Origin of the sequence: Cellulomonas sp. P24, assembly GCF_024704385.1 — a bacterium.
Taxonomy (GTDB): Bacteria; Actinomycetota; Actinomycetes; order Actinomycetales; family Cellulomonadaceae; genus JAJDFX01.
On record NZ_JAJDFX010000002.1, the window covers coordinates 631,293 to 651,678 of the forward strand.

Annotated in this window: 16 protein-coding genes; 14 read left to right on the top strand and 2 right to left on the bottom strand. The window is 69.8% G+C overall.

Features of this window, described 5'->3' with window-relative positions:
- Positions 1 to 90 precede the first annotated feature (90 nt).
- From LJB74_RS03025 to LJB74_RS03070, 10 genes are all read left to right on the top strand, one after another.
- Positions 91 to 357 carry a hypothetical protein gene (locus tag LJB74_RS03025; RefSeq protein ID WP_259307134.1) on the top strand — a complete coding sequence of 89 codons (267 nt, stop codon included), beginning with the start codon at positions 91 to 93 and terminating at the stop codon, positions 355 to 357.
- 230 nt (positions 358 to 587) lie between these two features.
- Positions 588 to 1,223, top strand: coding sequence for an HNH endonuclease (locus tag LJB74_RS03030; RefSeq protein ID WP_259307135.1), 636 nt, complete (start codon positions 588 to 590; stop codon positions 1,221 to 1,223).
- Positions 1,224 to 2,010: 787 nt separating this feature from the next.
- Positions 2,011 to 2,397: a hypothetical protein gene (locus LJB74_RS03035; protein WP_259307136.1), complete on the top strand. Its 387-nt coding sequence runs from the start codon at positions 2,011 to 2,013 to the stop codon at positions 2,395 to 2,397.
- Between the two features lie 93 nt (positions 2,398 to 2,490).
- Positions 2,491 to 2,901, top strand: a complete 411-nt coding sequence (locus tag LJB74_RS03040; RefSeq protein ID WP_259307137.1) for a hypothetical protein — start codon at positions 2,491 to 2,493, stop codon at positions 2,899 to 2,901.
- A 450-nt stretch (positions 2,902 to 3,351) separates the two neighbouring features.
- A complete protein-coding gene (locus LJB74_RS03045; RefSeq protein ID WP_259307138.1) occupies positions 3,352 to 4,560 on the top strand; it encodes an ABC-three component system protein in 1,209 nt (402 codons plus the stop codon).
- Positions 4,557 to 5,072: a three component ABC system middle component gene (locus LJB74_RS03050; protein WP_259307139.1), complete on the top strand. Its 516-nt coding sequence runs from the start codon at positions 4,557 to 4,559 to the stop codon at positions 5,070 to 5,072. The genes LJB74_RS03045 and LJB74_RS03050 overlap by 4 nt, the downstream gene beginning before the upstream one ends.
- Before the next feature lie 66 nt (positions 5,073 to 5,138).
- Positions 5,139 to 7,163, top strand: coding sequence for a DUF3732 domain-containing protein (locus tag LJB74_RS03055; protein ID WP_259307140.1), 2,025 nt, complete (start codon positions 5,139 to 5,141; stop codon positions 7,161 to 7,163).
- A gap of 929 nt (positions 7,164 to 8,092) precedes the next feature.
- Positions 8,093 to 11,047, top strand: coding sequence for an AAA domain-containing protein (locus LJB74_RS03060; protein ID WP_259307141.1), 2,955 nt, complete (start codon positions 8,093 to 8,095; stop codon positions 11,045 to 11,047).
- 80 nt (positions 11,048 to 11,127) lie between these two features.
- Complete coding sequence (locus LJB74_RS03065; RefSeq protein ID WP_259307142.1) at positions 11,128 to 12,231, top strand: hypothetical protein; 1,104 nt, start codon at positions 11,128 to 11,130, stop codon at positions 12,229 to 12,231.
- Positions 12,232 to 12,435: 204 nt separating this feature from the next.
- Positions 12,436 to 13,869, top strand: a complete 1,434-nt coding sequence (locus LJB74_RS03070) for a hypothetical protein (RefSeq protein ID WP_259307143.1) — start codon at positions 12,436 to 12,438, stop codon at positions 13,867 to 13,869.
- 133 nt (positions 13,870 to 14,002) lie between these two features.
- On the opposite strand, the gene LJB74_RS03075 is transcribed toward LJB74_RS03070, so the two are convergent.
- Both LJB74_RS03075 and LJB74_RS03080 read right to left on the bottom strand, forming a co-directional pair.
- Entirely contained in the window at positions 14,003 to 14,737 is a 735-nt protein-coding gene (locus tag LJB74_RS03075) for a DUF429 domain-containing protein (RefSeq protein ID WP_259307144.1), read from the bottom strand.
- Positions 14,734 to 15,318: a hypothetical protein gene (locus LJB74_RS03080; RefSeq protein ID WP_259307145.1), complete on the bottom strand. Its 585-nt coding sequence runs from the start codon at positions 15,316 to 15,318 to the stop codon at positions 14,734 to 14,736. Before LJB74_RS03080 ends, LJB74_RS03075 begins: the two co-directional genes overlap by 4 nt.
- A gap of 101 nt (positions 15,319 to 15,419) precedes the next feature.
- On the opposite strand from LJB74_RS03080, the gene LJB74_RS03085 reads away from it, so the two are divergent.
- From LJB74_RS03085 to LJB74_RS03100, 4 genes are all read left to right on the top strand, one after another.
- Positions 15,420 to 16,403, top strand: a complete 984-nt coding sequence (locus tag LJB74_RS03085; protein ID WP_259307146.1) for a KTSC domain-containing protein — start codon at positions 15,420 to 15,422, stop codon at positions 16,401 to 16,403.
- Positions 16,400 to 16,801: a hypothetical protein gene (locus LJB74_RS03090; protein ID WP_259307147.1), complete on the top strand. Its 402-nt coding sequence runs from the start codon at positions 16,400 to 16,402 to the stop codon at positions 16,799 to 16,801. Before LJB74_RS03085 ends, LJB74_RS03090 begins: the two co-directional genes overlap by 4 nt.
- 381 nt (positions 16,802 to 17,182) lie before the next feature.
- Positions 17,183 to 18,847 carry a dynamin family protein gene (locus tag LJB74_RS03095; protein ID WP_259307148.1) on the top strand — a complete coding sequence of 555 codons (1,665 nt, stop codon included), beginning with the start codon at positions 17,183 to 17,185 and terminating at the stop codon, positions 18,845 to 18,847.
- Entirely contained in the window at positions 18,844 to 20,361 is a 1,518-nt protein-coding gene (locus LJB74_RS03100; RefSeq protein WP_259307149.1) for a GTPase, read from the top strand. Before LJB74_RS03095 ends, LJB74_RS03100 begins: the two co-directional genes overlap by 4 nt.
- Positions 20,362 to 20,386: the final 25 nt, after the last annotated feature.

Genomic DNA, 20,386 nt, shown 5'->3' on the forward strand with positions numbered 1-20,386 from the left:
CCGCGTACCGGGCACCGGCCGTGGCTGAGCTCGTCACCTGCCCGCACGCGGCCCCTTGTGCGCCAGTGCGGTGCGTCGACGGTGGCGCCCATGACAACAACAAACGATTCACCGGCCGGGCAGCTGTGCGTGCACTGCCACCACCTGATCGACGACCACGTTCTAGCCGCGCTACCCGTGGACCACCCCGCGCCGATGGGCGTGATGCTCTGCCGCGCGCCTGGCGGGTGCGAGTGCACCACCACCTGGCGGGCCGGTACCCGGGCCTGTACACCAGAAGAGATCCACGAGACCCGCGCACTGGTGCGCGAGGCCCTCGCCCGCCTCGAGCTCCCCATCCCCCCGCACATGCGGTGACCCCCTCCTCGTGGCCCGGCACCCGCCGGGCCACGAGCCGTTCACCGAAAAGGGGCTGGTTCGCGTCGAGTCTATTGCGGGCCCGCCAGCAACGAGTACCTGCGCAGCATTCTTCCGTAGTTGCCGGTAGGCATGGCGGTTCGGCTAGGCCACCCCGCTGATCCGCCTGGATCGGCGGCGCGTGGCGGCGCGCCGTGGAAAGCGATCCAGCCGCGTGGCATCCTGTCGACATGGACTTCGAGTTCCACGATGAACCGGTTCGCAGCAAGCCGGCTGCCGAGCCATGGGACGCGAGCGAGCGACCGTGCCCTCGGTGCGCTCAGCGGTTCACACCGCGACTTCGCACCCAGAAATACTGTTCGCCCGACTGCAGACAACCGCCCACGGAGCGTAGTTGCGCCCATTGCGGCAAGTCGTTCACTACAACCACCCGTCGAAAAATCTACTGCAGCGTCCGTTGTCGTGAGACCGTCAAGGCCGCGCGCTACGCGGAAAGCGCGCGCGAACGATACGGAACCGAGATGCCAGAATCGGTTAAGGTTGCGATCGACGTGAAGCGCCACCTCGCCGCACGCGGTGGCTACCGCGTTCCCGGGCGAGAAGTCTCTCCCCGACTCCGGCAAGAAGTCGTGGAACGTGACCAAGGACTCTGCCAGGAGTGCGGCCAGCCCGGCACAGAAGTCGATCACCTCTTCGGCGACCACAGCGAGCTGGATCTCCTCCAGCTGCTTTGCGCAGAGTGTCACGCGAAGAAGACCATCCCGATGCTCGCCTACTTCATGAAGGGCGAGCCGGGAATCGGGACTTCGATCCAGGTCCTGGCCGAGAGAATGGCCAAGAACGCGCACCACCAGCACATCGAGTAGGCGGACACCAGGACCGTCGTCGACTCGCTGACGGTCCTGGTGGACGACACGAGGGCTGCCCTCGCGCTCCCCTGCGGGCCCCATTGTCGCCGCGGGCCAGGTCAGACACGCTGGATCGCGGATGACGACTGGGACTGCGACGTCCATGGAGGAGGGCCCGTGGTCGGCACGGCTCAGCGCCCGCACGCCCGCTCCCAGGGCGAGTGCGGCCGCCTGCTTGGGGCGGCGGTCGACGTCGTTCGAAGCGAGGGGTCGCCGTATCCGACGAGACCGGGCCTCCACTGGCGGCGAGTCAGCGAGACCTACGCGCTCACGTAGGGCTCTGGTGTTTCAACCTGTTCGCCCCCTCCGCCCACGTGCCGGACCGGTGCTTGTGGGTTGACGGGTGCCGGACGGCGAGCCGGACCCGAGTGCATCGCGCCGTCGCACCCGCCCGGTGCGACGGCGACGGCCGGTCGACGAGACCGCGACCCCCCGCCACCCGTTGGTGCGCCGATTGCCGCCGGGGGCACGTCTGGTGACAGTGTCCGGCGGCGGCACGACCGTACGCACCTTGAGAACTGCACAGAGGAACTGATCGACCAGTCGGCCGCCGTTCGGCCGGGGCAGCCACCCGTGAAAGGAGGTGATACCGCAGGCTGCCCCGGCCCAAACATCCGCCTACGAACAGGCAGGTCAAGGCCATTGTCGCGACCGGACTGGCGGGCACGGTGCCCGGCGAGCACCGCGGTGCTTCGCACGACGGACCGGCACACCGCCGGACGCGTGCCCAAACAAGGAGGTCACCATGACCACCACGACACCGAACCCGACCCGCTCGATCATCACCGCATCGGACGTCTACTTCGCCGCACCCCGGGAGACCCGCCAGCTGGCCCGGCTGCTGCAGATGCGCGAGCAGCTCGCCCGGTACTCCACCGAACGCGAGAGCCACGGCCTGGACGACTCCGACCTGGCGTTCGCGGCGATGATCTCCGTCGAGGACGAGATCGCCGACGTCGCCCCGGTCGTGCACGCGGCACTGTTCCCGCTGTGGGTCAACCACGCCATGGGTGTGGCACACGCCCCCGGGGTCTTCAACCCGCGCTGCGGGATCTGCATGGCCACCGTCGACCGGCCCACCGCCTCGCGCGACAACGACACCGAACCCCTCACCGGCCCAGCAGCCGAATGACCTCGGGCGCCGCCACCCCACCACGGGGTGGCGGCGCCCACCGCTGCGGCACCCCTGAACGCCCCGGGACGACGAACCTTCAAGTGAGGACTGATGACACCCGACACGACGATCGACCAGCTCGTACTCGCCGACGCCCACGAGTGCTACGCGATCAGATCCACCTCCCCGACCGTGTACTACCTGGACGCGCGCGGCACCCATCCACTGGTGCTGCGCGCCACGATCGAAGGCTCGATCACCGGGCCATACGACAAGGTCTGGACGCGACTGATCACCCTGACCAGCGCCGAGGACACCGGGATCATCACCGTCGGCAGACGCCACCGATGGGACCTGGACCCCGAACCCGAACGGCCCGACGGAGTAGTGATCTGGTGGATCTCCCGCGCCGTCACCACAATCACCCCCGTAGACCCCGGGGACCTGCCTGCCGGCCGCCGACCTCGACCCGACGAAGCCAGCCGCTCGTTCACGCACCCCGAACTCGACTCACAGAAGTAGACGCGTAACGCGGCGGACGGCCGTGCCCGTGGACCCCTCCCCAGCGGCCCGCCCCAACCACCAAGGCGACATCTCGCGCCGACTCCACTGCATCCAAGTCCGGCCCAAGACGCCCCGCAGTGAGCCGAGTCCGACCGCGCCGTGGCGATGTCGAACGGGCGCTCTGCACAGGTCGTCACCTCGCAAGATCCGCGCAGGGTCTAGCAGAAGCGCGGAGCCTGGCATGTCCGTAAACAAAGACGCCCGATAGCGCTGGCGAGGGGTGCTTGCTGCGGTCGACGCTGGTCGTGCACACCGAGCCGGCGCCGTCCTCCTCTTTGGCTCCGGCGTGTCCAGCGGATGCCAATGGGATCAGTGCACGCGCCGCGCGAGCCGGAACCGTCAGGAGCCTCACCGTTTGGCGCTACGGTGACGCGACGGCCGAGATAGCGTCAGCGACGGGGAGGGAAGTTGACCAAGCACTCAGCGGCCGGCTCGGCGCTCGGCTACCAATACCAGGCGGACTACTGCCTGCTCGCGTTCCTGCGAGACTCCGGCCCGGGCCGCTCGATCAGTCTGGAACTGCATGACGACTTCGCTTGGGACGATGGGAACGTGCCCACAGACCTGGTGCAGGTCAAGCATCGGGTGACTGGAGCCGGCGGGCTTGGTGACCGATCCGACGCGCTGTGGCGCACGCTCAAGGTGTGGATGGACGAGGCCAACCCCGCTGACCCCGACGGCGCGAGGTTGTGCCTCGTGACGACCGGGACCGCGGCGCCCGGCTCGGCTGCCGCCTACCTGCAGGTCCCAGTGAACGTCGATGCAGCGCTGACCGCGCTGCGAGCGGCGGCCATCGATGACGCGACCGGGGAGGGCACGGCACCGGGCCGAAGCCAGTTCCGCAAGCTCAGCCCGACCGTGCAGCGCGCTTTCGTCAGCCGGATACAGGTCGTGGACGCCCAGCCGACCATCGTCGACATCGAGGCGGCGATCCGCAACATCGAGCACCGCCACATGCCCGCCGACGCGCAGAAGCAGGACGAGTACATCGATCAGCTCTTCGGATGGTGGCGGCGGCGGGTCGTCGAGATGCTCAGCCACCGGTACTTTCCGAATCGCGGGCTACGCGCGACTGTGACCAGCAGCGACCTGCAGTTCCAGGAGAACAGGCTGGCGGTGGCGTTCAGCAACAACGGACTGCCCGAGTACGACGACCTCGACATCGAGGACGACGACGATGCCCTCGCCGGGCTAGACAACGAGGTGTTTGTACATCAGATGCAGATCCTGAAGATCGACCAGATGCTGCTGCGCCAGGCGATTGTGGACTACTACCGTGCCACCACCAGCGAGACCCGATGGCTCGACCGGGACTTCCTCGAGCGCGACGACGTGCGCAAGTACGAGCGCCGTCTCAAGGACCGCTGGCGCTCGTCCTTCGGCATGATGTGCACCCGGATGCCCGAGAACCCCACGGCAAGCCAGCGCGTTGAGGCAGGCCGCACCCTGCTCCAAGAGGTCCTCTACGGTGCACCCGTGCCGATCCGCACCCAGGTCGACCAGGACTTCTACTACCGCGGCAAGCATCACATGCTGGCCCAAGCGGGCGAGATCGGGTGGCACCCCGAGTTCGAGTCCAGGCTTGGCGCGCTGCTCGTCGGGCAGGCTGACGGATGACTGGGAGCGAGTCGACGCAGGAGCGGCTTGAGCCCTGGTCCGAGCGCTCCGCAGTCGCCGCTGCCATGTTCAACCCCGCGCTTGTGGCTGTGATCATCGCCGTCACGTCCAATCAGTACCGGGCGACTGCAGGCCTGGCCATGCCGTGGCCGCTGAGCTTCCTCGCCTGCCCCATGGTGTTGCACGGCCCGACACGCTCCGACCTTCCGCGTCAGAGCCGCACGAGCCTCGCCTCTTGGGTGAGCGAGCACGAGGCGCTCGCCGCCGGGTTCGCGGCCCGAGCCAGGAACATGAGCCCCTTGGTCTGCGAGGGCGTGCGGTTCGGGTTGCGCGAGGGCCTATTGCGTGTGGTCGACGACGGGCGACTGCACTGTGACGAGGTTCCGTCGGTCGGCGTACGCGCGCCCGCCGATCTGCGCAAGGTGGTGCTCGGAGCCGGCATGCTCGGACGCGTGTTCGGCCGTACGGGTGATCCGGCCACGATCTTCGCGACGCTGCGGGTCCGCCCTTAGCTCGAGCCAGCGGCGACGCGCGTCAACCTGGACCCCTCCAATCCCGGCTTCTGGCATCCTGGGCCAATGCAACTGGTCTCGCTCTCGCTCTACTCCTCCCGTGGGCAGCGCGAGACGATCCCCTTCACCCTCGGCTCGCTGAACGTCATCACCGGCCAGTCCAAGACCGGGAAGTCGGTGCTGGTCAAACTCATCGACTACTGCCTGGGCCGCTCGGACGTACCGACCTCGGCTGGGAAGGTCGAGGCCGCCCTGCGGTGGGTCGGTGTCGTCTGGCAGTTCGCCGATGGGGGCCGCGCGTTCGTGGGTCGCCCGCTGCCGAAGGTGGGACGCACTACGAACTCCCAGGCAATGGTCAGGCTCGGCGACGAGACGTTACAGCCGCCCGAGTTCAGCGAGTTGGCAGCGAACCAGACATGCACCTCCATGCGGGTAATGCTCGGCGAGCGCATCGGCATCACCGAGAGCCGCGTCGAACCGGCGCCCGGCTCGTTGCGCCGTCCGTTTCGAACGGGCCTGGGTCACGCCGCTCTGCTTTGCCTGCAGAGTCAGGACGAGATCTCGAGCTCGACGCACATCTTCCATCGCAGCGACGACTGGGCCCAGGCGCAGAATCTGCGCGACACGCTGCCGTACTTCCTCGGCGCAGTCCCAGCCGACCAGGCCGCCCTCAAGGGGATGCTGCGCGGGCAGCAGCGGCAACAACTGCGCCTCGAACGCGATCTTGAGATCGCCCAGAGGCGGGCCGAGGGACTCGACGACGAACTCCAGTCGTTGCTCATCGAGGCAGCTGACGTCGGGCTGACGGACCGACCGGAGCTCGCGGCGGCGCCCCTGACACGCGAGGAGCTACTGACACGACTGCACCGCGCCGCGGGCACCGCCCTGCAGCCAAGTTCGCAGGAGCCGACATCGACGTCACGCACCGACGTACAGGATGCGCGTCGTGCCGCTCAGGCCGAGCTCGAGGTTGCCGAAGACGAACTCGACCAACTCATGGGCAAGCGCTCGCTTCTCCTAGACGAGTCCGAACGTGGCAGCGAGTACGCCGATGCCCTGGAGGTCCAGAGCGGACGGCTGGCGAGCATCAACCTGCTGCCACGAGCGACTGACGGCGATGAGCAGGACCCGCGCAGCACCGCGACGTGCCCGGTATGCGGCCAAGTCGGCCAGGTGCCCGACCCGACCGCGTTGCAGCTACGCGCTGCGCTGGATGTGCTCGACACGCGCCTACGCAAGATCCGCCGCGCCTCACCGGCGAAGGGCTTGGCGCTGGCGCAGGTCGCTGGGCAGATCGCAGACGCGCAAGGCCGCGTCGCCCGTGCGCGGGCGCTCGTGGGCGCCGCGCTGAGTGCTGATTCCCTGGTCGGTGCGGACCCGCAGCGCAGGAGCGACTTCGTGCGCGGGCGCATTGATGCGGTGTTGGAGCGCGCGCCGAGCGTCGACCGTACGCAGATAGATCAGATTGCCGCCCGGATCGCGGACGTCGAGCAGTCGGTCGAGGACATACAATTGCAGCTGTCCGATGACAAGGCGCGCGAGCTGCTGAACTCGCGCCTCCTTGGGGTGGGTCGGGACCTGACGACGTACGCGAAGCGCCTCGAACTTGAGCACTCCGACCGGGAGGTACGTATTGACCTGTCGCAGCTCACCATCATCGCGGATGTTGACGACGTGCCGGTCCCCCTGCACCGGATCGGCAGCGCGGAGAACTGGATCGGCTATCACATCGCAAGTCACCTGGCCTTGCACCAGTCGTTCATCCGCCACGACCGCCCGGTCCCACGTCTTCTAGTCATCGACCAGCCATCGCAGGGGCACTACCCGTCTGAGATGGCTAAACACCCCGGGCGCACTCAGGTAGACGCTGACGAGATCGCCGTGCGGCGTCTGTACTCACTGATCTACGAGTTCGTGGCCGCGAATGACGGCCAATTCCAGGTGATCGTGGTCGACCACGCCAACATCGACGAGCCCTGGTTCCAGGACTCGATTGTCGTAGAGTGGCGCAGGCAGGATCCGGACGGCCAGATCCGCAAGCTCGTGCCAGCATCTTGGCTCACGGATGAGGACCCGCCCGAGCAGTCGTGATCAACCTGACAGGCAGAGGCGTCGGCTGATCCGGCCAGGCTCGGGGTCGTGCGCAAGGCCTCGAGTCCTTCGCATTCACGGGCGCCGCTGAGTGGACGTTTCGCTCGGGCACATCTGCGCCGCACGCGCGACGTGGGCCAAGTGGCTCGAGCACGCGGGTTCGGACGCAAACTGTCGAATCGTGGTCGTCACTACTGATGACCAGCGGCTTCGCGAGCACCTCCGAGGGCGCGCACCCAGATGCGAGGCTCGCGCCGCGCACCGCGCCTCGACCGACCACCATGTTCCCTGCGAACGGCACGACTGTTGTGAGCCAAGTGCGGCCGACCACGCAGCGTCCCGTTGAGGTCCTCGAGCTGAGGTTGCGGCTTGAGGCGGCAGCGGCGACCCTTCGCGAGCGCGCTTGCCGACCCAGCGGAGGGCCGCGCGATGTTAAGGCGCAACTCCTCCTCGAGCTTCTCGCTTCCGCGTCCAACCCCGCGGACGGGTCGTCGGGTCAAGACCCCGGACGCGCTGCACGCTCGAGTGAGCACGCTGAACCTGCCGCAGGTCGTCGTCGAAGAGTGGCGCGAAGTGGTGGAGGAGGTCGAGGCGTTGGTGTGCTTGTTCCCGAGCGAGGAGTAGGGCGAGGCGCACAGCCCGCGGGAACGCCGGTGCATCCGTGCAGGTGGCATGCTTCGGCAAGGGAAGTCGCACGCCGGGGGGAGAGTCGGTGCTGGGCAGGTCAGGGGCGGGTGGCGTGTGCCATGGCTGAGCGGCAGATCTCGTTGCGGTTCGAGACGAAGTGTCGTCGGTGCGGGCGAACCCTGGCGGCCGGTGAGGCTGCCCGGTGGAACCCGGAGACGAAGTGGACGGCGTGCGTGCGCTGTCCGACGACCGGTGCGCGGACGGGCGCACGCGCCCCGGCGGGCGGGGTATCGGGGAGGTCGGTGAGCCCGGCTGTTGCGGCAGCGAACTCCCCGTGGACGTCCTTGGTCCGCTACCACCTGCTCGCGGTGCAGCGCGCCGGGGTGGCCGAGCCGCCGGGCGTGGGAGACGGGGAGCTGTGGCGCCCGCTGCGCCTCGCCCGTGAGGACGTGATCACCGGCAGGGCCGACGAGGTCCCGCTGGATGGCCGCCTGCGGTCCCTGTACGCGAGCCTCGCCCCGGGTGAGGCCGTGTTCTACGGGTGGCCGCTGGTGATCGCGACCGACCGGTCCGGGCGACGACGGGTGGGCCCGTTGGTGATGACAGAGCTGGACATCCCCCTGGAGGGTGGGCCGGCGACGGTCATGCCCCGCGATGATGAGCCCTACCTGAACCCGGGCCTGCTCAGCGAGGGGTTCTTCCCTGCTGACGCGCTGGCCGCGGTGGACGGGTGCGTGCAGGCAGGGTTGCCGTTCGGGGACGCGCCGGCGATGCAGGGGCTCGTCGAGCAGGTCGCGGCAACGTTGGGCTTCGAGGCGACCGTCCTGGACCCCGACCACCTGATGCCCCCCGACCTGAGCCGCGTGGGTGTGCAAAACACGGCGGTCGTGTTCCGGGGAACGTCGAATCTGGCCACCAGGGCCCTGGTGGCCGAGCTGACCACCTTGCTGGATCGGAACGACTGGCGTGGCACGGCCGCCCGGTGGCTGCTGGAGCCGCACGCGGGCACCAGGCCTGCAGCGGCCCCCATGGCCCTGGCGCCGGCAGTCGGCGCCGCGCAGGGCGGGCCGGTGCTCGACCTGGTCGGGGGTCTGCCGCCGGTCGCCGTGGACGGGTTGGCGTTGAACGACTCCCAGGAACGTGCGCTCATCGCGGCCTCCCGGGACGCGGTCACGGTCGTGACGGGCCCACCTGGCACGGGCAAGAGCCAGCTCGTGGCCGCGGTGGTCGCCAACCAGTGGGTGTCCGGGCGCAGCGTGTTGGTGGCCTCGACGAACAACGGTGCGGTCGACGTCGCCGCGCGGCGGTGCGCGAGCCTGGACGAGGCGCTGCTGATCCGCACCGGCAACCGGGACCAACGTGACGCGCTGCCTGCGGTCCTGGAGGCGCTTGCCGCGCGCGGTGCGCAGCCCGGCCCGTCGCGCGCCGTGATCCGCCGCCAGCTCGAGGCGGGCGCGTCCGCCCGGGAGGCCGTGCACGGGCGCCTGGCCCAGCGGACCGCGGTGGAGGCCCAGCTTGCCCAGCTCGTGCTGGACGTCGAAGCCCTACGCACGGTGATCTGGGGTTCACCGCACCCGGGCCCCGCACATGACCGACGCACCGAGATCGCCCGACGCGCCGTCAAGGCGGCCGGATCACGGTGGGGGCGCGGGCGCGAGGAACGGCGACTGCTGACGCTGGCGGCTCCGAGCGTGCCTGGGGTGAGCGTGGGCGACGTCGCGGCCTGGGCCAGTGCTGAGGTGCGCGCCGACGAGCTCCGAGCGTTGCTCGGCGACTGGGGCCCGGCCGATCCAGTACGCGACCGCACCGAGCTCGCCGCCGCGGACGCCGCGTGGGCCGCGGCCGGCACGAGCGCGGTGCGCGACACCGTCCAGGAGCACCTGCACACCGGCAAGGCCGCGTTGCAGCAGGTGGCGCGCCTGCGTGCCGCGGCCCAGGCGGCGCGCACCGCCGCGGTGGTCCGGGCGTTGCCCCACGTGCCGGGGTGGGCATGCACCACCCTGTCGGTGCGACAGAGCTTCCCGCTGACGGCCGGACTATTCGATCTCTTGGTGATCGACGAGGCCAGCCAGTGCTCGATCGCGGACGTTCTGCCGTTGGCGTACCGGGCCAAACGGATCCTGGTGGTCGGTGACCCGAACCAGCTCACCCCTGTCGTCACCCTCACCAAGAGCGCACTGGAGCAGATCGCCACCGGTGCGGGCACGACGCACGCGCAGATGCACCAGCGGGCCCTGTCGGTGGGGCAGGACTCCGCGTACACGGCGTTCGCCGCCACGTGCCCCACTCCCCCGCAGCTGCTCGAGGAGCACTACCGGTGCCACCCGCAGATCGCCCAGTTCTTCAACGAGCAGTTCTACGCCGGCGCACTGCGGATCCTGACCGACGTCTCCACCCAGACCGGGAACGTGCGCGGGCTGTCCCTGGTCGAGGTCCCCGGGCGCACCCGCCGCGGCGAGAACGGCGGCGCACAGAACCTCGAGGAAGCCGACGCGGTGGTCGCGTGGGTCCTGGCCCACCTCGACGAGCCCGGCACCCTGGGGGTCGTGACCCCGTTCGCCGCCCAGGCCGCGCTCATCACCACCCGGCTGAGAACCGCACTCGGTGCGAGCGCCTGGGACGCGAAGGACGTCACCGTCGGCACCGCGCACCGCTTCCAGGGCGACGAACGCGACGTGATGCTCTTCTCCACGGTCCTGGCCGCAGATGCGAACCCCGGCACGGCCCGGTGGGTCGAAGAACAACGCAACCTCGTCAACGTCGCGGTCTCCCGGGCCCGGCGCGCCCTGGTCGTCTTCGCCGACACCACCTCCCTGGCCCAGACGCCCGTCCCGACCCTGCACGCCCTGGTGGCCATGGCGAGCGGAACAGCCGACCAGGCAACAGCAGCCCAGGACGCCCTGATCGAGGTCGCGGCCCTGCACTCCGACGCCGAACGGCGCCTGTTCGCCGCCCTCGCCCGCCGCGGACACACCCCCGAGCTCAAGGTCGTCGTCGAGGGCTACGAGCTCGACTTCGCACTGGACACCCCCACCGGTCCGCTCGACATCGAGGTCGACGGCGTCCACCACACCGACACCCGCGGACGCCAACGACGCCAAGACCTCGCCCGCGACCAGATCCTGGAATCGATCGGCTGGCGCGTCCTGCGGATCCCCGCCTGGCAGTGCCTCGCCGAACCCGACCGCGTGGCCACCGACGTGGAACGGACGATCGGCACGCGGCCTGTCGCGTCGCAGGGCAGGCATGCCGGCTGACGTTGAGCAGGATCGGGTGCGCCCGCGCGCTACGTTGTCGATCAGAGCGACGATCGGTCCTACGACTCGGAGGGGCAACGATGTCGGACGGTGTGTTCCTGGAGCGAGGCGGCGAGCTCATCGCCATGGAGTTGGCACCCTACGACGTAGAGGCTGACCTGCAGCGATTGCTCGAGCAGCACCCCGCGCTGCTGTCCGGGCGCCAGATCGACCCTGACGAACCCCGCGAGTGGCTGTTGATCGCGCGCGAGCAGGGACTTCCGGGAGCCATCGATGGACCCGACCAGTGGAGTGTCGACCATCTTTTCGTCGATCAGGCCGGGGTGCCCACCATCGTCGAAGTCAAGCGAAGCACGGACACGCGCATTCGCCGCGAGGTCGTCGGCCAGATGCTCGACTACGCCGCCAACGGGGTGCGGTACTGGCCCGTCGAACGCCTACAAGCAGATCTGGCCGCACGCGTCGGCGGCCAGGACGAGGCGAACAGCGCGGTCGTCGAGCTACTTGGCCGCGCCGGTGGAGCAGTCTCCGTTGAGGCGTTCTGGGGCCAGGTCCAAGCGAATCTGGCCGCCGGTCGCTTGCGGTTGCTGTTTGTCGCCGACGTCATCCCTGAGACGCTGCGGCGCATCATCGAGTTCCTCAACGAGCAGATGACCCAGTGCGAAGTGCTGGGCATCGAGATCCGCCAGTACGCCGCAGATGGGCACCGGGTCTTCACCCCGACCGTGATCGGCCAGACAAGCGAGTCACGCCGCACCAAGAGGAACACCACCGACGACCGCACCTTCGACCAGCTCCTCGCTGCGGCCTCCGTCGCGGTGCGTGACGTCGAGCGATGGCTCAGTGACCTCGCACGGGTGCACGGCTGGGAGGTCACCACGTCCAAGACCGGGCGCCAGTACCGGCTCCCCAACAACTGGACGCTGGTCCAGCTCTTCCCGGGCGACGGCGGCGGATCGCTCCAGTTCATGCTCGGCGCCGTCGCCGACGCCGGCCTCGACGAGGAAGCACGAGCGCTCCTGACCGAGCTGAGCGCCATCGCCGGGCGCCCGCTCGCACACCGCCAGCCCTGGGCGCGCGTGGATGGCTTTCACGAACACTGGGAGCAGTTCGCGGACGAGTGGCTTCCCCGATACGCCAGCGCCGTTGATCGCGCCGCCACCCTGCTCTCTGCGACGCCGTAGGCGAAGCACCTTCCGCCTCGCTGCGGCACGGGCGTCCACAAGAGTCTCGGGCATTCGTGCGTCGGACCGAACACTCGTGGGAAGGCCCCTTAGGCCTAGGGTCCATCCATCTCCGCGCTCCGTGGCGGTGCGGGACACTTCGGGTGTCGCCCCGTAGATGTGGGTCGATCATCCATGTGCAGAGAACAACTGGGGGGCTAGACGATGGCGTTGCCGGCAGCGGGCACACAACCGCGCGAGGCGTTCATACTCGGCGCGGGATTCTCGAAAGCGATCTCGCCGGTCATGCCGCTCACCGACGAGCTAGGCGATCGTCTCGCCTCCGCTGACCCGAACGCATTCACGCGTTTGCAGGGCGGATCGTTCGAGACCTGGCTGTCTCATCGGGCTGAAGCCCAGCCCTACCTAGATGCCGCTGACAATCTGGAGCGTCAGTCCGTCTTTGCGCGCGCGACCTCCCGAATCGCGACGACCCTTGACGAGCTGATCGCTGAGGCGCTTTCAGCACCCTTGCCCCCGTGGCTCGCGCAGCTCGTGAGCCTGTGGCACCTGCACGACGCCGACGTCCTGACCTTCAACTACGACACGCTTGTCGAGTGCGCATTCGACACTCTCCGGTTCTGGGACTGGCGCGCAGAGGCCGAGTTCCAGTGGGGTTCCCTGCTGAACTACAACCCGACCGGGAAGGCCGGGAGTTCTATTGGTGAGTTTGACGGTACGAGCGGACCCCATCGGAGCTTCCGCCTGTGGAAGCTCCACGGCTCCACCAACTGGTTCTGGACACCTGGGGATGCCTCGGGCGCCAGCGCCATACGGGTAGCGCTGCCCGGCAAGTTCGGCGCCCCGAAGAGCGCCGATGCTGACGAACGCCACTGGATGGCGCCTGGCCGCGAACCGCTACTGGTCCCGCCTTCGGCACTCAAGTCGTCGTACTACGCCAACCCCATCACGCGCGAGGTGTGGTCGCGCGGCTACGAGGCGCTGCGCGCTGCCGAAGTCATCACGCTCATCGGGTACTCGCTCCCGCAGACCGACTTGACCACAGTCGGAATGCTCGTCGATGCGCTTCACGCAGGGACGGTGAAGGAGGTCCGAGTAGTCGATCTGGCCCCTTCTGAGATCGCTGACCGTCTTCGGTCCCTGGCACCACCTGGCGTCGCCGTTGTCGAGTACGGAAAGCACGATCCGAACCCGGCGCAGGCGTACGTGACGATCCGGCTCGCAGAAGCTGCCGAACGCGCAGCGTCGCGGCTGAGCGCTGGATCGGACGACGAAGACGCGCTCTTGCTGGTCACCTGGGGCGACCTCGGGCCGGGACCGCAGTTCGGGCGCACCGCGCCCGTCATCGGGCTTCACCGGTCTCCCGACGGGAGCGAACTCAGGGTCGAGGCAGGATCGCTGACGACATTCGCTGGCGCGACCACGGTTTGGCGTGAAGGCGGCCCGTCGCCAGTCAGCGTCGCCGAACTTCGCCGTGAGCTCCGCGGCGCACACCGCATCGTGGCGATCGTCGAGGGGAACTCGGCGGAGTCAGTGGTCATCGACTTCACCCATCGAGCCACCACTGTCGGCCAGGGTAATGGCGAGTGGATTCAACTGATCCCAGCAGGAGCGGCGCCGTTCGTCGGAGTCACCTGAGGCTTGATCAAGGGTAGACGCTACCTGGGAACCCCGGGGTGGGGTGGCCACGACTCAGACGCCAGCAACAGCGTGAAGGAGGCAGACGCGCGGGAAGGACGGCGAACTGTGCCATGCAGCGAGCTGGCGCGAATCACACCCAGATCGCGGCGGGCCACCCGTCGCTGAAGCGCTCCGGCGGGTCAGGCAGCGAGATGGCCTGTCCAGCCGTGAATCTGCGGGCAGACCACGCCGCGGCGCCTGCGTCGAGCACGTCGTCCACCCCGGCGTTCCAGCCTGCCAAGCCCAGGTCCCCCGACAGGGCTACCCCGCACGCACGCAGCAGCTCCCGGCGTTGCTCCGCCCCTGCCCAGGTCAACTTCCGACTGGTCAGCGGCTGGCCTGCCATGTGCGCGAAGGACACCTCGGGGTGGACCTCGATGAGCACATGTGAGTCTCGTCCGGCGAAGCGCTCTACTTCGAAGACCTTGACCTTCAGGCCGAAAGCCTGAATCGAGAAGCCTTCGCCGGCCAGTTCGCGGTTGATGGCGACGGCGGCGCGATGGTCGGGCGCCCCCAGGGCGCGCCGTACGGGAGTCATGAAGACCGACGACCGCCGGGCACCGACCTCCGCCTTGGCGAGCTCGTCGGCCCGGCGCCGCCCGGAGTCAGGCAGCCCGATGGGGATGTCGACCGCCACTACCGCAAGCGGGCCGTGCTCTTCGACCTGTCGGACGAGGGCCTCGATGTCCGCGGCGGCGTACGCCTGCGGGTCTTGTTCGCCGAGCGCAATGCCGACCCACCCGCCCTTGCAGGCGTCGACCCCCAGGACACGCCCGGCAACCCGCCCCCGTTTCTGTATGACACTCGGGTGCGACGCCTCGCTCATTGTTCACGCCAGAACTGCCAGTCCGACGGCGGTTCTGGGAATTCTGCGCTGGGGCTCCAGCCCCCTGGGGGTGACCACCCCTCCGGCGGCGTCGGCCAGCTTGGCGGGACGACGAAGACCAGGCGAGCTCGACGGCGCCGCCACGTCTGCCGGAGCAGCAGCGCACCGGCCGTCGAGAGCGCCAAGCACGCCACGGCCACCAGCATCGCGAGAAGCCGGAAGAGACCGAGATCGGCCCCCTGACCCGGGCCCGGATCACTCGGCGCCCCACCCAGAACCAACGCGACAACGCCAACCAGACCAATGACGAGACACAAGAAGGACAAGCTGGCATAGGCGGCGCGTATCCGTCGAGACTCCGCCGGTCGTTCCAGTTCGGCGTTCATCGGCCCCCTCAGCACGCCCGTCCGGGCCAACCGGACCCAGAGCAGCGTTCTCCAGGCCTTCACCCGCGCCCAAACTAGCCCGTTCACGCTCGGCCCGGAGTAGACAGGAACGGTCCGCGTCGCGTGACGGGAGAGGGCGGCGGTCAAGGCAACAGTCAGCGCCATCACGACGGCCGGGTCGTGAACATGGAGCACGCCGTCACAGGCTCTCGCATCACCTCGGCGGCGGGCCCTTACGGGACGGGCTTCGCGTGCCGATGGCAGTGCGTGAGTCGGGGAGTGCGGAGGGGGCACACGTGAGCGCGACGCGACCGGGGAGCCATGCCCGCGACCCGTCCGTTCCCCCGCCGGTCGATCCTGAGCTGACGCGGCTGTCGGTACGGTGGACCCACCGTGCGTTGCGAACGGTGATCGCCGTCTGGTTGATCGCAGGCCTTGTCGGCGCCGTCAGTGACGCTCTGAGTCGCTACGGGCATCTGACCTGGATCCTGGTGTGGGGTGGGCGCGGCGGCGTGGGCTTCGTGTGGCAGCTCCAGGTGCCGAAGGGCAGACTCGCCGTCGTCGCGCTCGCCGTAACGGGTGTTGCGGTGATCCCGTCGCTGATCGGCGCCTCACGGATGTTCACGGCTGCGCGGACGGGGCGCCCGCATCGCGGTCCGTCCTTGTGGTCGATCGTGGGAGTCATCCTCGCCGTTGCCCTGGGGTCCAACATCATCGGGTGCTTCGTCCTGTCGGAGATCTACGGACCTACCTCCGACGCGGTGCTCGTCGCCGGGTTCGCCCCGCAGGTGCTGGGCCTTTTCGGTGGTCTGGTCATCGGGAGCGCCGTTCGGACGCGATACAACCCCTGGACGTGGACCGATCGTCGTAGTCGCCCCGCACCAGGTGCCCTGCAGAAGCGGCGACGGGACGCACGCGTGCTGACCGTGACGCTCGATCCGGAGACCACCGTGTTGACGGCCACGTACGCCGACGGCTCCCGGTACCAGTACACGGGAGTAAGCGAGCAGGAACACGAGCTCGTCTCGGCCGGCTCCCGGATCGACCAGGTGGAGTTCCTCGGCCGGATCGCCCAAGCCAAGTCCTTCCGTCGCCTCGGCGAGGACGGGTGGCGACCGGCTCCGAGCACCGATGAGATCGGCCTTCCCCCGCCGACTGGACCCGCTGGGCACAGGACTTCCTGCTCGGCGAGCGCCCACCGACCGGGGACACCCATCCGCGGGCTCCCCGCGCACCCCGTGCCAACGCCCGCCGGGTCGAGGTCACACCCACCGGGGTGACCTGGCACACCCTGATCGGACGCAGTGGTCACGTCCCCGCCGCGCACGTCGGCGACGTTCGTATGGCTGAGGTCGAGTTCTCCGGGAACGTCACGGTCGTGTTCTCCTACGCGCTGGTCCTCGACCACGACGGCGCCGCGCTGCTCCGAGTCTCGGTGCGCAGCGGAGGGTCGGTGTCCGCGGCGGAGGGAAAGCGCCGCCTGCGCGAGATGTGGGCTCCGCTCGGCGTCCCGGTCACGCGATACTCCAGCGCTCTCAGCCGCGCGAAGGATCTCCGCCGACGCTGGCCCGAAGCCTTCCCATGGGCACGCGCCTACCCGCTCGTGACCGCCTGGGGCGCTGCCGCGCTGTGGATGGGCGTCGTCGTCCCGATCCTGGACCACCTCTTCGGTTCGTGAACCAGACCCCTGAGCCAGCACACGACGCCACCGGAACGGTGTGGCCGAGCAGGGAACGTTCACCCAGGCCAAAGGCGCACCTCAGTGCGCACGCTCGTTGCGGTTCTCCCCCAGGACCGGACCGTGTTCCACATCGACCGGATCCGCATTCCAGGTTCAGCCGAAACGCGTCCCGAGATCGCCTGAGGCAAAGTCGCAGGTCAAGACCGAAATCCCAGGTCAGAGTGAATTTTCGCATGCCCCATGGAGGCGTGCCGTCAAGCGTAGCGGCGCTCGCCCGAGCGGACGATCCTGTGCCCGACACCCGCTCGCAGCCCGCCCGCGACGACGCGCCTACCGCATGATGCTGGGAGCCGGCGGGAAGGATGGAAGGATAGCGACGTGACTGTGCAGCCCGGTCCCGCCGCGGAGCGGGACACCACCGAGGCTCCTGTCGTGACCCCATCGCTCCTCGACGCCGTCCAGGACCTCCGGCGCGATGTCGAGGCCACCGCGTTCCCGCTCGAGATCACGGGTGTCACTCGGGCCCGCGCCTCGCAGCGCCGCCTGCTGGACCAGCTCCAGGACCACCTCCTCCCCCGCCTGCGTGAGCTCTCGGCGCCGGCGATCGTCGTCGTGGCGGGGTCCACGGGCGCCGGGAAGTCGACGCTCGTCAACTCGCTGCTCGGGGCCGAGGTCAGCCAGGCGGGGGTCCTGCGTCCGACGACCCGCCGGCCCGTGCTGGTGCACCACCCGGACGACGCCGACCTCCTCGCCGATCACCCGGTCCTGACAGCCGTGGAGGTGGTCACGCACGAGCGCGTGCCGCGCGGTATCGCCCTGCTCGACGCCCCCGACCTCGACTCGGTGCTGGAGAGCAACCGGGAGGCCGCGCACCGGCTCCTCGAGGCCGCCGACCTGTGGTTGTTCGTCACGACGGCCGCGCGGTACGGCGACGCACTTCCGTGGCAGGTGCTCGAGGGTGCGATGGAGCGTGGTGCCTCGATCGCGATGGTGCTCAACCGCGCCCCGGCCGACTCCCTGCCGACCGTCCGCGGCGACCTCCTCGACCGGCTGCGCAGCCACGACATGCAGGCCGTGCCGTTGTTCGTCGTCCCGGATGCCGGCCCTCACGAGGGTCTGCTCGACAGCGCCGGCGTGGCGCCGATCACCCGCTGGTTGACGATGCTGGCGGGCACCGATCGTGCCCGTGCGGTGATCGCGCGCACCCTGCGGGGGTCGCTCTCCGCGCTGCGGCCGTGGGTCGACGAGCTCGCCGAGGCGGTGCAGGACCAGGCGGACGCCGCTCAGGCGATTCGCGAGGTCCTTGCCGTCGCGGTCGAGGCCCCCGCACGGACCGCCGAGGAGAACGTCCGCGGCGGGTCGGTGGGCGACGGTGCCGCGCGGGCCCGGTGGTCGGAGCTCGCAGCGGCCGGCGGCCCGCTCGCCGCGGTGGTGCGCCCGTCCGGGCGCTTGCGCGGAACACGGCGCACCGGGCTCGCCCGGCAGGAGGCGCTGTCCGTCCTCGCCGATGACCTGCAACGTTCGGCGGAAGCCACCCTTCTCGGCGGTGCGATCCACGCCCACACCGTGCTGGTCGGAGCGCTCACGGCTCCGGACGGCCCGGCCGGCGGACCGACCGTCGCAGGTGCGGCACCGCTCGAGCAGACCGCTCAGGAGCGACGGACCTCGGCGGTCGAGGCCGCTGCCGACTGGGTCCGGACGGCCGACCAGGCGGTGCATGCGCTGGTGACCTCGAGCGATCGCCACGTGTCCGCCCGCGCGTCGCGCGCGGCCCGGGCGCTCGGCGAGCACGGCCTGGCAGTCGTCGCTCTTGCCGCGGCCGCCGGCGTCACCCGTGCCGACGAGCTCCTCCTGGCGGCGCTCCCGGCCTCCGGCAGCGAGCTGAGGACCCACCTGCGCGAGAACCTCGCGGCGCGCGCCGCAGCGCTGGCCCGGCACGAGGAGGTCGCGATCCTGAGCGGTCTGCTCGACGGAGCCGACCTCGCCCCGGACGCGGCATCGGTCCTCCGCCTGCGCCTCGCGGTGCTCAAGGGGCTCTCATGAGCGGCCAGCACATCGCGGCCACCGAGCTCACCGCGCGGACCGATGCGCTCGAGCAGGCTGTCACGCTCGCGGGTAGCCGGGTCGACGAGACCGTCGCACGGCGGGTGTCCGGGACCGTGGCCGGTGCACGCGAGAGGCTCGCCCTCGGCGTCGACCACACGCTCGTCGCGCTCGTCGGGGGTACCGGATCGGGCAAGTCGAGCCTCTTCAACGCGATCGCCGGTCTCGACTTCGCCGACGTCGGCGTCAAGCGCCCCACCACGGCCGACGTCACCGCGTGCGTCTGGGGCAGCACGGGTGAAGCACTCCTCGACTGGCTCGGCGTCGCATCCGACCGGCGCATCGAGCGTGAGAGCGCACTGGACGGTGACACCGAGGCGCCGCTGCGCGGGCTGGTCCTCCTCGACCTGCCGGACCACGACTCGATCGAGCAGACCCACCGTGTGATCGTCGACAGGCTCCTCCCGATGGTCGACCTCCTCGTGTGGGTGGTGGACCCGCAGAAGTACGCCGACGACGCGCTGCACTCCGGTTACCTGCGGCACCTGGTCGGTCACGAGTCCGCGATGACGGTGGTGCTGAACCACATCGACACGGTCCGCCCGGAGATGCGCGACGAGCTGGCCGCGGACGTGTCACGGCTCCTGGTCGAGGACGGGTTGACAGGGGTGCAGGTGATGGTCGCCTCGGCGCGCGAGGGCGTCGGCATCGCCGAGATCCGCGCCCGGCTCACCGACGTCGTGAGCCGCCGGAGCACCGCTGCGGTCCGGCTCGGTGCCGAGGTCAACGACGCCGCGGTGGCGCTGGCACGCGCGGTGGCGGCGCCGTCGCCGTCTCGCGCGCCTCTCCCGGTCGACGACGTCGTGGACGATCTCATCGCTGCTGCAGGTCTGGTCGCGGTGGCGGACGCCGTCGCCGCTGTGGTCCGCGGGTCCTCGGGCTCGGTGCCGGCCCTCGGCCCCGTCCAGCCGGACTCGGTCGACATCGCACGGTCCCGGTGGCTCGAGGCCCTCGTCGGGCGTGCGCCCGAGTCGTGGCTCGCCGACGTCGGCGCCCGCATCGCCTCCGTGGACCGGCTGCGCGTCACTGTCGACGAGGCCCTCGGCTCCCTCACACTCGCGGCGCGACGGTCACGGCTCGCGCTCGCCCTGTCTGTCCTCGCGGTCGTCGCCGTCCTCGCCGGGGTGGCGATGTCAGCGGTGGCCGCGGGTTGGTGGACGGTCGCCTCGCTCACCGACCTGTCGACGGTGCCGGCCTGGGCCCTCGCGGCGGGCGCACTGATCTTGGCCGTGGCCCTGCTCGCTCTGGCGGGCGCCGCGAAGAGGTCGGCGGCTCGGCGCCGCTCGGCCGCCGTGCTGCGCGAGGGCCGGGAGAAGGTCGCCGGTGTCGTTCGGATCGCTCTGGTGGAGCCGACGACGGCAGTCCTCGACGAACGCGACCGCGTGGAGGAGCTGACCGCGGTCGCGCAGGCCGGCCACTCGACCGACCCGTCCCCAGCACGACCGCCGGCGTGACGTCCCCCAGCTGATCGGATCGTCG